The organism is Bacillus sp. RC252 (assembly GCF_044909215.1).
Classification (GTDB): domain Bacteria; phylum Bacillota; class Bacilli; order Bacillales; family Bacillaceae_G; genus Bacillus_A; species Bacillus_A mycoides.
Map to the genome: position 1 here is coordinate 1 of NZ_JBIYDV010000003.1, position 15634 is coordinate 15634.

General features: G+C 37.9%; 11 protein-coding genes and 1 other annotated feature. Of the genes, 1 reads left to right on the forward strand and 10 read right to left on the reverse strand.

Annotation, left to right across the window (positions count from 1 at the left end):
* Positions 1-142 precede the first annotated feature (142 nt).
* From aspS to ABH960_RS05185, 10 genes are all read right to left on the reverse strand, one after another.
* Complete coding sequence (gene aspS, locus ABH960_RS05140; RefSeq protein WP_002067242.1) at positions 143-1918, reverse strand: aspartate--tRNA ligase; 1776 nt, start codon at positions 1916-1918, stop codon at positions 143-145.
* A gap of 12 nt (positions 1919-1930) precedes the next feature.
* Positions 1931-3202, reverse strand: a complete 1272-nt coding sequence (hisS, locus tag ABH960_RS05145) for a histidine--tRNA ligase (RefSeq protein ID WP_404443357.1) — start codon at positions 3200-3202, stop codon at positions 1931-1933.
* 69 nt (positions 3203-3271) lie between these two features.
* Positions 3272-3502 (reverse strand) — a binding site (T-box leader).
* Positions 3503-3556: 54 nt separating this feature from the next.
* Positions 3557-3733, reverse strand: a complete 177-nt coding sequence (locus tag ABH960_RS05150) for a hypothetical protein (RefSeq protein WP_001242605.1) — start codon at positions 3731-3733, stop codon at positions 3557-3559.
* Between the two features lie 268 nt (positions 3734-4001).
* Positions 4002-4442 (reverse strand): D-tyrosyl-tRNA(Tyr) deacylase, encoded by a 441-nt coding sequence (locus tag ABH960_RS05155; RefSeq protein ID WP_002015302.1) that lies wholly within the window; start codon positions 4440-4442, stop codon positions 4002-4004.
* A 17-nt stretch (positions 4443-4459) separates the two neighbouring features.
* A complete protein-coding gene (gene relA / locus ABH960_RS05160; protein ID WP_002138443.1) occupies positions 4460-6643 on the reverse strand; it encodes a GTP diphosphokinase in 2184 nt (727 codons plus the stop codon).
* Positions 6644-6854: 211 nt separating this feature from the next.
* Positions 6855-7367, reverse strand: a complete 513-nt coding sequence (locus ABH960_RS05165; protein ID WP_002015305.1) for an adenine phosphoribosyltransferase — start codon at positions 7365-7367, stop codon at positions 6855-6857.
* A gap of 65 nt (positions 7368-7432) precedes the next feature.
* On the reverse strand, positions 7433-9754 hold the full coding sequence (recJ, locus tag ABH960_RS05170; protein ID WP_404443363.1) for a single-stranded-DNA-specific exonuclease RecJ: 2322 nt from the start codon (positions 9752-9754) through the stop codon (positions 7433-7435).
* Between the two features lie 101 nt (positions 9755-9855).
* On the reverse strand, positions 9856-10749 hold the full coding sequence (locus ABH960_RS05175; protein WP_078177929.1) for a cation diffusion facilitator family transporter: 894 nt from the start codon (positions 10747-10749) through the stop codon (positions 9856-9858).
* Between the two features lie 297 nt (positions 10750-11046).
* Positions 11047-13311 (reverse strand): protein translocase subunit SecDF, encoded by a 2265-nt coding sequence (gene secDF / locus ABH960_RS05180; protein WP_113935635.1) that lies wholly within the window; start codon positions 13309-13311, stop codon positions 11047-11049.
* Between the two features lie 282 nt (positions 13312-13593).
* Positions 13594-13878 (reverse strand): post-transcriptional regulator, encoded by a 285-nt coding sequence (locus ABH960_RS05185; RefSeq protein WP_002015311.1) that lies wholly within the window; start codon positions 13876-13878, stop codon positions 13594-13596.
* A 186-nt stretch (positions 13879-14064) separates the two neighbouring features.
* On the opposite strand from ABH960_RS05185, the gene spoVB reads away from it, so the two are divergent.
* Positions 14065-15624, forward strand: a complete 1560-nt coding sequence (spoVB, locus tag ABH960_RS05190; protein ID WP_404443368.1) for a stage V sporulation protein B — start codon at positions 14065-14067, stop codon at positions 15622-15624.
* The last annotated feature ends 10 nt before the right edge of the window (positions 15625-15634 follow it).

Here is a 15634-nt window from a genome sequence, read left to right on the forward strand (position 1 = left end):
GGAGCACAGTGTAGCTTTACTACTCGAGCACCGGACTAGCATAAGCAACGATGAGATGCGACGGTTATCTGAACCGGACTTTTTAAACAACCTCTATAAAAAAAGCCTAGATGGGGTTAGTATAACCATCTAGACTCTATTCTTACTTCTCTTCTTTCAAGCTCAATTTTAAGCTTAGCTCTTCAAGCTGAGCTTCTGCAACTGGGCTTGGCGCTTCTGTTAATAAGCAGCTTGCGCTTGCTGTTTTCGGGAATGCAATTGTATCACGAAGGTTCGTACGACCTGCAAGTAACATAACAAGACGGTCTAAACCTAATGCGATTCCGCCGTGTGGTGGTGTACCGTATTCGAATGCTTCTAATAAGAATCCGAATTGTTCTTGTGCTTCTTCTTGTGAGAATCCAAGTGCTTTGAACATTTTTTCTTGTACGTCACGCTCGTAAATACGAAGTGATCCACCACCAAGCTCATAACCGTTTAATACAAGGTCATATGCTTGTGCACGTGCTTTTTCTGGTGCTGTTTCTAATAACTCAACGTCTTCACGGAATGGCATTGTGAATGGGTGGTGAGCTGCGAAGTAACGATCTGCATCTTCATCGTACTCAAGAAGTGGCCAATCAGTTACCCATAGGAAGTTAAATTTACTTTCGTCAATTAACTCAAGCTCTTTACCTAAACGTAAACGAAGTGCACCTAAGCTATCTGCAACAACACTTTTCTTATCTGCTACGAATAGTAATAAGTCACCAGCATCCGCTTCTAATGTACTCATTAACACGTTTGCATCTTCTTCACCGAAGAATTTCGCAATCGGTCCTTTTAAGCCGTCTTCTTCAACTTTAAGCCAAGCTAGACCTTTTGCACCGTATACTTTGGCGAATTCAGTTAATGCATCGATGTCTTTACGAGAGTATTTGCTCGCTGCACCTTTTGCGTTAATCGCTTTTACTTGTCCGCCGTTTTCTACAGCACTTGTAAATACTTTAAATCCACAACCTACTGCAAATTCAGATAGGTCTTTTAGTTCCATTTCAAAGCGTGTATCCGGCTTATCAGAACCAAAGCGAGCCATTGCATCAGCATATTTCATACGAGGGAATGGTGCACTAACTTCTACACCTTTTGCATCCTTCATGACTTTCGTCATCATACGCTCCATCATTTCTAAAATTTCATCTTGTGTTAAGAATGATGCCTCGATATCAATTTGCGTGAATTCCGGTTGACGGTCCGCACGTAAATCTTCGTCACGGAAACAACGTGCTACTTGATAGTAACGTTCAAATCCACCGACCATAAGAAGCTGTTTAAATAGCTGCGGAGATTGAGGTAATGCATAAAATTCACCATCATGCACACGGCTTGGTACTAAATAGTCGCGAGCTCCTTCTGGCGTGCTCTTCGTTAAAATTGGTGTTTCAACTTCTAAGAACTCTTCTGTATCTAAGAAGTTACGAATTGTTTTCGTTACGTCATGACGCATTTTGAATGTGTTGAACATTGCAGGACGACGTAAGTCTAAGTAACGATATTTTAAACGCACATCTTCTGATGCATCTGTATCATCAGCAATAATGATTGGCGTTGTTTTCGCTGCGTTTAATACATTTACTTTCGATGCTTGTACTTCAATACGACCAGTTGCCATATTATCATTAATTGCGCCTTCACCACGTTCAACAACTGTACCTTCTACGTGTAATACGTATTCGCTACGAATCGTTTCTGCTACTTCTAACGCTTCTTTTGATGTTTCTGGATTAAATACAACTTGTACGATACCTGTACGGTCACGTAAGTCGATAAAGATTAATCCACCTAAATCACGGCGTTTTTGTACCCAGCCTTTTAATTGAACTGTTTGTCCAACCGCTTCTACTGTTACTTTCCCGCATGCATGTGTTCTTTCAGCCACTTTAAGTTCCCCCTATATTAATTTCTCTGCTACATATGAAGCAAATACATCTAACGCTACTTCTTCTTGTCCGCCTGTTGCCATATCTTTTAAGTTAATGATGCCTTTATCTAGCTCATCTTCCCCTAATACAGCTACGTATTTCGCATTTAAACGATCTGCAGATTTAAATTGTGCTTTCATTTTGCGATCTAAATAATCTTTTTCAACTGATAATCCAGCTTTACGAAGATCGAACGCAATTTTTGCAGCACGGTCTTTCGCTTTTTCACCAAGTGCTACAACGTAACAATCAATACTATGTTCAATTGGTAACTCAATATTTTCAGCCTTCAGCGCCATAATTAAACGCTCAATACTCATCGCAAAACCGATACCTGGCATTTCCGGTCCACCGATTTCTTGTACAAGTCCGTTATAACGGCCACCGCCACTTAATGTTGTGATAGCACCGAAACCTTCTGCCTCACTCATAATTTCAAAAACAGTGTGTTGGTAGTAGTCTAAACCACGTACTAAATTCGGATCTTTCTCAAATGGAACATCCATCATCGTTAGTAGTTCTTGTACTTTGTCGTAGTATACTGCTGAATCTTCGTTTAAGTATTCTGTAATAGATGGTGCCGTGCTCATTAATTCATGATTACGGTCCTTCTTACAGTCTAAAATACGAAGAGGGTTTTTTTCTAAGCGAGATTGGCAATCAGAACAGAATTCTCCGATGCGCGGCTCAAAGTGAGCAATTAACGCATCACGGTGTGCTTGACGACTCGCTGCATCACCTAAGCTATTTAATACAACTTTAATATTTTTTAAGCCCATACCGCGGTAAAACTCTACAGCAAGTGCAATTACTTCTGCATCAATTGCTGGGTCGTTACTACCAATTGCTTCAATACCGAATTGTACGAATTGACGATAGCGACCTGCTTGTGGTCTTTCATAACGGAACATTTGGCCGATATAGTATAATTTTGTTGGTTGTGTTGCATCACCGAACATTTTGTTCTCAACGTAAGAACGTACAACAGGTGCAGTACCTTCTGGACGTAATGTTAAACTACGCTCTCCACGGTCTTGGAATGAATACATTTCTTTTTGTACGATATCTGTCGTATCACCAACACCACGTAAAAATAGCTCTGTGTGCTCAAAAATTGGTGTACGAATTTCTTTATAATTGTAACGACGGCAAATGTCGCGCGCTTGCCCTTCGATATACTGCCATAACTCAACACTACCTGGAAGAATATCTTGCGTTCCGCGTGGGATTTGAATAGACATATTCAGTTCCTCCTCAAATTGTTTTAATCTTAATAAAAATAAAAAAACTCCCGCCTCTACTGTTTGAACAGTAGGGACGAGAGTATTATACCCGTGGTGCCACCCTAATTGAAGCACGTATGCTTCCACTTTTTTAATAACGCTTAAATTTGCGTTCATCTCTACTAAGCGTATAAGCCTTTCAAGTTGAAACCTACAGAGTGTCATTCAATCAGTCATCATGTAGAAATGTTTTCAGCCTAGGACATTTCTTCTCTTTCCATGTGTATCTCATTTACTCTCCTCTATCAACGGCTATATTCATATGTAAATATAAAATTACTATACGTTTGTTGAGTAGGATTGTCAAGTGCTCTAAGAGCGCTCAATTTGCTTCTTTAGGCGCTTTACATCTTGCAGTGAAATTCCGAACTCTGAAGCAAGCTCCATTGAAGTATTGTTTTGCTCTTTTGAAATAAAATCATGAAAATTCACGTTAAACAGTTGATTTGCACCATTTGTAACAGAATGCCCTTTTTCATTCATACGCATACGTATATCCCTCACATTCAATATGGATGTTTTACTTGTTATTGTTCCATATTGATGAAAGAGTTATACATAACCGAAACAGCTATTGATTCCAAATAAAGTGAAACTTTAATGAATAGGGGTTTTGTCCATCGCCACTCATTATTAGCCCTCACTAATCAGGCTTTTACGAGCAGTGGATCTCCCACAAATAGCGGGATAAATGAACAAAACATACAACAATGTATGAAAAAAGAGAGGACCTATAATCCTCTCTTCTTCGGCAACACTATTTACTTTCTACAATTAAGGTCACCGGACCATCATTGATTAAAGAAACGTCCATCATTGCTCCGAACTGTCCTGTCTCCACATGCAGTCCTTGTTTACGAACTTCTTCATTAAAGAAATCATATAAATGTTCTGCATAATCAGGTTTCGCAGCATCCATAAAGTTTGGACGTCTTCCTTTACGGCAATCTCCGTATAATGTAAATTGCGAAATAGATAGAACTTGTCCCTTCATATCAAGTACAGAGTGGTTCATCTTTCCGCTCTCATCTTCAAAAATACGTAGGTTTGCAATTTTTTCTGCGATATAAGTTGCATCTTTTTCTGTATCTTCATGCGTAATGCCAACTAGTAATGTTAAACCGAATGGAATTTGTCCTACAATCTCGCCATCTACTGTGACAGACGCTTCCTTTGATCGTTGTAAAACAACTCTCATCTTTTCTACACTCCCTATTAATGCATCATGCGTCGTACCGCATAAATTTCTGGAACACGTTTAATGCGCTCTACTACTTTTTTCAAGTGTTGTAAGTTTCGAATAGAAATCGACATGTTAATCGTTGCCATCTTATTACGATCACTTCTACCAGAAACAGCTGAGATATACGTCTTCGTTTCTGTAACAGCTTGTAATACTTCATTCAATAAACCACGACGATCATAGCCTGAAATTTCAATATCAACATTGTACTCAATTTCTTTTTCAGGACTACCTTCCCAATCTACTTCTAGTAAACGCTCCACCGCTTCTTCTGTATGCACATTGACGCAATCGCAACGATGAATTGATACGCCTCGACCTTTCGTAATATAACCAACGATATCATCACCTGGAACTGGGTTACAGCATTTTGATAAACGAATTAACAAATTATCTGCACCACTTACCTTTACACCAGAATCCCATTTTCGAATTTTCATCGGTTTACGAACTTCTTTAACTTCAACGATGTCTTCTTCTTCACGTTGTTTACGGAACTTGTCCGTTAGTCGCGTAACAATTTGCGCTGCTGTAATTCCGTTATATCCAACTGCTGCAAACATATCTTCTTCATTTGCAAAGTTAAACTTCTCAGCGACACGTTTTAAATTATCAAGCGCTAATACTTCTTTCATCTCATACTCTAAGCCACGCACTTCTTTTTCAACAAGCTCACGGCCTTTTTCAATATTTTCATCTCTACGTTGTTTCTTAAAGAATTGACGTATTTTATTTTTCGCATGAGATGTTTGAGCAAGCTTTACCCAATCTTGACTTGGGCCATAAGAATGTTTCGATGTTAAAATTTCAATGATGTCACCCGTTTTTAATTTATAATCAAGGGTCACCATTTTCCCATTTACTTTTGCACCAATTGTTTTATTCCCAATCTCTGAATGGACACGATACGAAAAGTCAATTGGAACAGATCCAAGTGGTAATTCCATTACATCGCCTTTCGGTGTGAAGACGAATACCATGTCAGAGAACAAATCAATTTTTAATGATTCCATAAACTCTTCTGCATTAGAAGCTTCATTTTGCCATTCTAATATTTGACGGAACCAAGTTAGTTTCTTCTCTAATGTACCAGTTGTTTCTGCTGTTTTTCCTTCTTTATACGCCCAGTGTGCCGCGATTCCGAATTCTGCAATCTCATGCATTTCTTTCGTACGAATTTGCACTTCTAGCGGATCACCTTTTGGTCCAATTACAGTCGTATGAAGAGATTGATATAAATTTGCTTTCGGCATTGCAATATAATCTTTAAAACGACCTGGCATTGGTTTCCAGCACGTATGAATAATTCCAAGCACCGCATAGCAATCTTTAATACTATTCACAACGACACGTACAGCTAGTAAATCGTAAATTTCATTGAATTGTTTATTTTGCAATGCCATTTTACGATAAATACTGTAAATATGTTTTGGTCTTCCAGAAATCTCAGGTTGAATTGAAACTTCTTTTAATTTCTCACGAATACCAGTCATTACTTCATCTAAATATTCTTCACGCTCTGCACGTTTACGCTTCATTAAATTTACAATACGATAATATTGCTGTGGGTTTAAATAGCGGAGTGACGTATCCTCTAACTCCCATTTAATAGTACTAATTCCGAGTCTATGTGCTAAAGGTGCAAAGATTTCTAACGTTTCATTCGCAATGCGACGCTGCTTCTCTTGAGGCAAATGTTTCAATGTACGCATGTTATGAAGACGATCAGCTAGTTTAATTAAAATAACTCGAATATCTTGAGCCATTGCAATAAACATTTTGCGATGGTTTTCTGCTTGTTGCTGCTCATGGGATTTATATTTAATCTTTCCAAGCTTTGTAACACCATCGACAAGCATAGCGATTTCTTTATTAAATTCCCGTTCAATGTCTTCTAATGTAATTTCTGTATCTTCCACTACATCATGTAAGAAACCTGCCGATACTGTAGCCGGATCCATGTGTAAATCAACTAAAATACCTGCAACTTGAATTGGGTGAATAATATATGGTTCACCCGATTTTCTATATTGTTCGCTATGTGCATCACGCGCATATTCATAGGCACGTGCCACTAGCTCAATATCTCCATCCGCTAAATATTGACTTGCTTTCTCGAGTACCTGTTCAGCTGTTAGTACTTGCTCATTTGCCATCGAATCACCTTTTATTGAAAATTGACTTTATCTTTATTGAATAGAATAAATTATATTCTATCATTATAACCCAATGATTGTGAATTGTGAAAAGGAAAAGATTTTACTGACATTTCACCATGTTTTTTTGTGCAATTATACAAAAGTACCCGCTCCTCTCCAAGAGATTCACGGGTACTTTTTTATCACCGTAGTTTCACCTATATAATGATTAGTATTTTTCTAATACTAATACATCGTAACCATCTAACATTTTACGACCATCTAAGTAAGTAAGCTCTACTAAAAATGCAATTCCTGCTACAACTCCACCAAGTTCTTCAACTAGTTTAATTGTCGCTTCGATTGTTCCACCTGTAGCTAATAAGTCATCTGTAATTAATACACGTTGGCCTGGCTTAATTGCATCTTTATGGATTGTTAAAACATCCGTTCCATATTCTTTACCGTAGTCAACTGTAATTACTTCACGTGGTAATTTTCCTAATTTACGAACTGGTGCGAAACCTACTTCTAATGCATAAGAAACTGGGCAACCAATAATAAAACCACGCGCTTCTGGTCCTACTACAACATCAATGTCTCTTTTATTTGCATACTCAACGATTGCATCTGTTGCTGCTTTATATGCTTTTCCGTCGTTCATTAAAGGTGTAATGTCTTTAAACACAATACCTTCTTTCGGATAATCTGGTACAATTGCGATATGTTGCTTGAAATCCATATTTCTGAATCCTCCTCAGATATAAAAGGTTTGTAAATACAAATCCTTTACCCTAACTGTTCTACTTATTTATGATCACGAATCGTTTCAAACCATGTATATAGTTGCTGATATGTGCTATAAACCAATTCTTTCTCTAATTGTAAGTGGTTCATTTTCTCACGATATGTGTTCGATTCAATTAAATCACGCTTTTGTTTTTTGTCTGCCATAAAAATGACACCGTCTTTTATTGTAACAAATTCTAACTCAAAAAACACCTGTGTCATGAAATTTACTGTATCTTTTGACCAACCTTTATGACGACACAGTTGTTCCCCATATTGCCTTAAAGAAAATGGTGTTTTTTGGCTTAAGAAAGAATAGTACCATTTAAAATGTTCCCTCGTTGGGACCGTACTAAATAAGTGATTATTCTCTTGATAAAATAGCGTGTAAATTCGAGCTGGGAATCCAGCCTTAAATACATCACCTAATTCATCTGTTCCTCTCGGCAAATCGAGTAGCACAATGTATTGATCATCAAAATGAGCTACCTCTGATGCATGCACGAGCTGTTCTTTATAGCCTTCTAAAGAAAATTTATTCAATACCTCTTCAGAAAAATACACCATTGTTATTTTTTCTTTCGGAAGTTCTGCTAAATTTGCTTCTACATTACGCATACTACGCCAGTCAAATAATTGCCATGCCTCTACAGCAATATCTTGCACCATTAATTGCGGCTTTTTAAAGTTATTCCATTCATTAATGGACACTTCTCCTACTACAGAAACCTTCGCAACTGGAGAGATTTCTTTCGCATAAGTACCAAATCCAAATCCAATCGTGTCCAGTGTTGCTTGTCCATCACGAAGAGCCATTTTTAAATGCGAACCATCAGATCCAATTGCACGGATACTTTCTAAGTCGGCATCTTTCACCGCAATACGCGGTTTCGGATTTCCTACGCCAAATGGCGCTAACTTTTGCATATCCTCAATCGCGGCAAGCGTTACATCCTCTACTTTACAAAATGCATCCACTGCTGTAATCGGAATAAAATCTTCTGCTGTTAAAATTACATCTGCTTGTTCATTTAACCTGCGTCTTAATTCATCCACATCATTCATATTAAGCGTCATTCCCGCTGCCATCGGATGACCTCCGAAATGCGGTAACAATTCACGGCAATCTGAAAGGTTTGCAAACAAATCAAATCCTGCAATACTACGAGCCGATCCCTTTGCTGTTTCTTTATGAGGATCAATGCTTAATACAATCGTCGGACGATAAAAATGTTCGACTAACTTAGAAGCGACAATTCCAATTACCCCTGGATTCCAACCTTCTTTTGCAAGGACTAATACTTTATTTTCTTCTGGCGGGAAATTATTTTCGACTTCAGCGATAGCTTCTTCAGTAATTTGCTTTACAATATCTTTTCGAAGTTTGTTCAGCTCATCAATTCCTTCAGCTAGCTCTTTCGCTTCCTCTGGATCTTCTGATAATAAAAGGTGTACAGCAGGTGTTGCATCTTCCAAACGACCAACTGCATTAATACGAGGTGCGAGTGCGAACCCGATGCTTTCTTCTGTAATTTCGCTTTGCGAAACGTTAGCAACTTTAAATAACGCCTTTAAACCGATATTCCGAGTCATTCGCATATGCTTCAGTCCACGCTGTACTAACAATCTATTTTCACCATGAAGCGATACTAAATCGGCTACCGTACCGATTACTGCAATTTCCAACAAATGCTCTGGCACACGGCCCAAAAGTGCATGTGCAACTTTAAATGCAACACCAACACCCGCTAAATAATGAAACGGATAAACACCGCCTTCTAATTTCGGGTGAATAATCGCAAGTGCCTCTGGTAATTCTGGTGGTGGCTCATGATGATCTGTAATAATAAGATCTATTCCAAGTTCCTTCGCTACCTTCGCTTCATGTACCGCTGCGATACCAGTATCGACAGTAATAATTAGCGAGAACCCTGCACTGTGCGCCCAACGAAACGCTTCTTCATTTGGCCCATAGCCTTCAGTAAAACGATTTGGAATATAAAACTCTACTTCTGCACCTAATTCTTTGAGAGCAAGATATAACACAGTCGTACTACTTACTCCGTCCGCATCGTAATCGCCAAATATTAATATTTGTTCTCCATTTTCAATAGCTTTTTTCACACGTTCTACAGTCCGCTCCATTCCTTCAAGTAAAAATGGATCATGGAATTCTTGATCTGCTGTATTTAAAAAGTCTACAATCTTATCTTCTGTATTTAAGCCTCTGCCAAGAAATAATGAAGTCACAAGAGGTGATAGTTGCAATTTATTTGCTAATTCACTCACTAGTTCCTCATTATATTCTTTTTCTTTCCAACGCGTCTTCGGTTGTAACACGAAATCACCCCTTAACCTATCCATTATACAAGACAGATTAAGGGGTGACAATATAATGCAAACTACGATTAGATATCTATATAATTAAATATCCGTTATGTTTAATTTGGAGAATACGGATTAATATGTACAAAAACGTTTTGTACGTTATCTTGTTCCATAAGTTTTTCTTTTACATGTTTTCCGATGCGGTGACCTTCTTCTACAGTGATATATGGATCTACAGATACTTTAATATCGACAATAACATAGTGGCCATGTTCTCTTGCATATAAAGAGCCGATTTTTTTCACACCTTCCACTTGAAAAACTGCCTCCCTAAGCGGAACAACATCTTCTTCATGCAGAACATGATCGAGCGTTGCATGAATAGCTTCTGCTCCAATACTCCACGCCATCTTAGCAACGAGAATTGAAACAAATAATCCCGCAATTGGATCGGCATATACAAGCCAATCTATACCTAACTTACCGCCGATAATAGCTGCACAAATGCCGATTAAAGCTGCAATTGAAGAAAACACATCCGAACGATGTTCATATGCATTTGCAATAATTGCAGCACTATTTATCCTCTTCCCTAATCGATATTTATACTGAAACATCCCTTCTTTCACTACAATCGAAAGAATAACTGCAAAAATCGTAATTCCTTTTGGTGGTTCCAAATCTTGTGAAAAAGCTTTTATAGACGAAATCGCTATCTCTATTCCAACAATAAATAATAATACCGCAACAATAATCGCTGAAATCGATTCCGCTTTACCATGACCATACGGATGATCTTCATCAGGCGGTTGCTTTGCCGCTCGTAATCCAAAAAGTACAGCTAACGAGCCAATTACATCTGATCCAGAATGCACTGCATCCGCTAAAAGTGCCTTACTGTTTCCAATATAACCAATTACCGCTTTTACAATCGCTAATATAATATTACCAACGATTCCGACAATAGCACCAAACTCGGCCTGTTTAAAACGTTCATCTTTTTCCATAATTGAAATCCCTTCTTTTCTTAACCTATCTTTTTATCCCGCTATTTGCGCCCCACCTCAAAATCCGGCAAATACAAGGAAGTTAGGTGGGAGATCAACTGCCCGTAAAAGCCCGATTGGTGAGGGCTAATAATAAGTGGGGATGAACAAAACCCCCCACTTATTAAAGTTTCACTTTATTTTAACAAAATCAGCGATAACATCACCACTTTATTCCATTTCATTCTTTCAAAAGTTGCTATCTTATTGTATCCACAAACGAAAAAAGAGATGCCTCATAATGAGACATCATCTTTTTTATACTTGCGGTTCAGGTTCTTCTTTCTCAACCTTCTTCTTGTTTTTTCCCCTTTTCAAACGACGGTTTTCAAGCATTAACCAAATTTGAGAAGCAACGAAAATAGAAGAGTACGTACCTACAACTAATCCAATTAATAACGCAAGTGAGAAGTTACGCAGTGATTCACTACCGAAAATAAGTAGTGCAATTACTGGGAACAACACTGTTAAAACAGTATTAATTGAACGACCAATTGTTTGGCGAATACTTGAGTTTACGATTTCTTCTAGGTCTTTTATGTCGCGAACTCGTTTTTTCTGTTTGTATAACTCACGGTTTCTATCAAACGTAACGATTGAGTCATTGATAGAGTAACCAATAATCGTTAATACCGCAGCGATAAACGTTAAGTCTACCTCTATCTGGAAAAGACTAAACACAACAATCATAACGAACGCATCATGTAATAATGCGATTACTGCAGATACTGCGTACGTAAGACGGAAACGAATACTTACGTATAAAACGATTACTGCAGAAGCAATTAATACTGCGATAAATGCATTTCGTGCAATCTCTTTACCGATTGTCGGTGAAACTGTACTTACATTCGGATCTGTACCGTATTTATCGTGGAAGAATGTTTTTGTTTTCGCAATTTCATCTTTTGATAGAACACCTAATGTACGAACTGCGAAACCTTTATTGTCATCTCCAGTCGGTACAATATTTTCTTCCTTCACATCGATGTTCAATTCTTTAAAATCTTTATGAACATCAGACACAGTAACTGCTTGTTTTGATTGCAAGTCGATACGTGTCCCACTTGCAAAGTCAATACCAAGATTCATTTTGAAAATCGGTAATATAATTGCCCCAGCAATTACGACTACAATTGAGAATAAGAAGAATTTATGACCGATATTTACGAAGTTAATACGATCAAATCTCGTTGGCGGATGTACTACACCTTTTGTTAATGGAATAATATCCTTTTCCTTAACACCAAAGTAAGATTGTTTTTTATCGAAGTAACGGCTCTTTACAAGTAAACCTAGTAAGAAACGAGTACCGAATACGTTCGTAATGAAACCGACTAAAATACTAACAATTAAACTTGTTGCGAAACCTTTTACAGAGCTATTACCGTAAGCAAATAATACACCCGCTGCTGCAATCGTTGTAATGTTCGCATCTAAAATTGTTGCTAATGAACGATGGTTACCAGCACGAAATGCTGACATCATTGACTTACCAATTTTCAGCTCTTCCTTTAACCTCTCGTACGTAATAATATTCGCATCTACTGCGATACCTACCCCGAGCACTAATGCCGCAATACCTGGCAACGTGAGAACCGCATGCATCCAGTTAAAGACAAGTAATGTAACGAAAATGTATAAACCTAACATAATAACCGCTACAAGCCCTGGTAAACGGTAGAATACAAGCATGAATAAGAAGATAATAGCAATACCGATTGCACTAGCGAAAATCGTTTGCTCTAATGCTTGTTGACCAAATTTTGCTCCAACAGATGTTGAATACATTTCTTTTAAATCAACAGGAAGTGCACCTGCATTTAATAAAGATGACAGTTCTTTCGCACTTTCAACTGTAAAGTTTCCACCTACGATAGATACTTCAGCTTGATTAAATACTTGTTCTACTGTTGCCGCTGATAAAAACTTTGGATTCGGTTTTGCAGATTCTGCTTTATACGAATCTTTTCCTTCTTCAAAATCAAGCCAAATTACCATTAAATTCGTTGGTGGTGGCATTTTTGAAATCTTCTCTGTTACTTCACGGAATTTTTCAGCGCTTTTTAACGTAAGTCCAACACTTGGACGACCTTTATCATCAAATGTTTGCTTCGCTCCGCCGCCTTTTAAATCCGCTCCATCCATAAGAAGGTTGTCATCTACATCACGGAATGTTAATTTCGCTTGCGTTGATAACATTTCACGTGCTTTTTGCTGATCTTGTACACCAGCAAGCTGCACACGAATTCGATCCTGTCCTTCGATTTGAATGTTCGGCTCACTTACACCGAGTGCATTGACACGATTTTCAAGAGCACCTACTGTACTTACAAGTGCCTCTCGGTCAATTTTATCACCTTTTTTGGCTGGTTTTACTTCATACAGAATTTCAAAACCACCGCGAAGGTCTAGTCCTAGACTAATTCCTTTTGCTATGTCTTTTCCTGCCGCACCAATTACGCCACCGATTAATAAAACGATGAGGAAAAAGGCGGCAATTCTTGTACCACGCTTTGCCATATGTACCCTCTTTCTGCTACTAACACTTTCAATAAATCTCTTACGATTCATTTTCGCACGTGTGCATACGCCTAGTTAGTAGACTTACTTTCTATAAAATACATGTATTTCCGCTAGTTCATCACTAGCTGTGTCGGTAAGCTTTTCACAATACCTACACTATTCATTATTTATTTTCCCTCTTCACTACCTCCTTTATATATAATCTTAGACATAATTAATTCCTCTTTATCAATACCTATCATTATACTGCAAAAGGAAGAACAAACCAATTACAGCCGGTTATTTATTTTCATATTCATCAAACGACCAAAGTGGCGCTTGATATGCTTCAACAGTTAAATAATTCATATATTCATTAGTACTTACTCTTAATACATCATTTACTAATTCATATAACCTAACATCACTATCTATCTTTTTCCACTTTTTCGCCTTGAGAAACTTCCAAATATCATTATCTGTCACTCGGTCGTAACCGAACAACTGAAACTCTTCTACTTTACTTTCTAAAACGACTTGTAACTGTCCGCGGTATGATTCTACCAAAGCCTCTTTATCCAACATATATAACATCTCCTTCTTATTTCAGCACGAAAAGTCGCTTTTAATCCCGCTCTAATGGACAGTAATAACTTCTTTCAAGAGTACCATTCATACTTCACTCTCTTAAATGCTTGTCATTCTTGTCTCATACGTGCATATAAATTATTGTAAATCATTCCATTGATTTTGAGAAGGTAGGAGAAGAGTATGACGAGACAAAGCTTTTTAAAAGGCGCATTTATTTTAATGATAGCCGGTTTTATTACAAAAATCCTTGGATTTATTAACCGCATTGTAATGGCACGTATTTTAGGAGAAGAAGGCGTTGGCCTTTATATGATGGCTGTCCCCACCTTCATTTTAGCAATTACATTAACACAAATTGGCCTTCCTGTTGCGATTGCAAAATTTGTAGCAGAAGCGGAAGCAGTGAACGACAAACAAAGAGTTAAAAAAATATTAACCGTCTCCCTAGCTGTTACATCCTTTATTAGTATCATTTTAACAATTGGTATTATGCTACTCACACCTATTTTAGCAAAAACATTATTAACAGATGAAAGAACTTACTATCCATTAATGGCTATTTTACCTGTCGTCCCCGTTATTGCAGTTTCTTCCGTTTTACGTGGTTATTTCCAAGGGAAACAAAACATGAAGCCGAGCGCTTACGCTCAAGTCATAGAACAAGTTGTCCGCATTACAATTATCGCTGTATGCATTCGGTTATTTTTACCTTACGGCGTAGAATATGCTGCAGCCGGTGCTATGCTATCAGCTGTTCTTGGCGAAGTTGCATCTTTATTATTTTTACTTACTTTATTCCAGCGCGAAAAACATTTATCTATACGCTCTGGTTTTTTCACTACGGTAAAGGAGAGCAAAAATACATTTTATTCTCTTATGGATATCGCACTTCCAACTACAGGAAGCCGTTTAATCGGTTCCGTTTCATATTTCTTTGAACCTATCGTTGTTATGCAAAGCTTAGCAATTGCCGGGGTTGCCGCTTCTGTCGCAACACAGCAATACGGTATATTGAACGGTTACGCCTTCCCGCTTCTATCACTACCTGCCTTTATTACATACGCTCTTTCTACAGCACTCGTCCCATCAATTAGCGAGGCAATGGCAAAGAGACAGCACAAATTAGTGGAACACCGTTTACAACAAGCCCTTCGAATTTCCTTAATTACTGGTGGATGGTCAGTCGTTATTTTATATGTATTTGCTTCACCCGTCTTAACGCTTATGTATGGATCGGACAGTGCAACAGCGTTCATCCAACTTCTTGCACCTTGCTTTTTATTTCATTATTTTCAAAGCCCACTTACATCTGTGTTGCAAGCTTTAAACTTAGCAAGAGCTGCAATGATGAACACATTTATTGGCGCTATCGTGAAATTAATCGTTATTTTTGTACTAGCTTCAAAGCCAGAGTTTCAAATGATGGGAGTTGCCCTCGCTATTGCAGCAAATATAGTGACCGTAACATTCCTTCACTATGCTACTGTTTTAAAGAAAATTAAATTTACCATTTATGCAAAAGACTATATTTTTGGAGGACTTGCCATCGGTATTGCAGGCGCCTTCGGTTTTTACCTTCATAAGTATATTATTTTCTCTCATTCACTTGGCGTACAAACATTATGGGAAATCACTTTAACAACAATCGTTTATATTTTCCTCCTCTTTGCTTTCAAACTCATTCGAAAAGAAGAATTAAGTCGTCTCCCTATCATTCGGAAACTTTCATTTTTGAAGTAAGCAGGCTTGC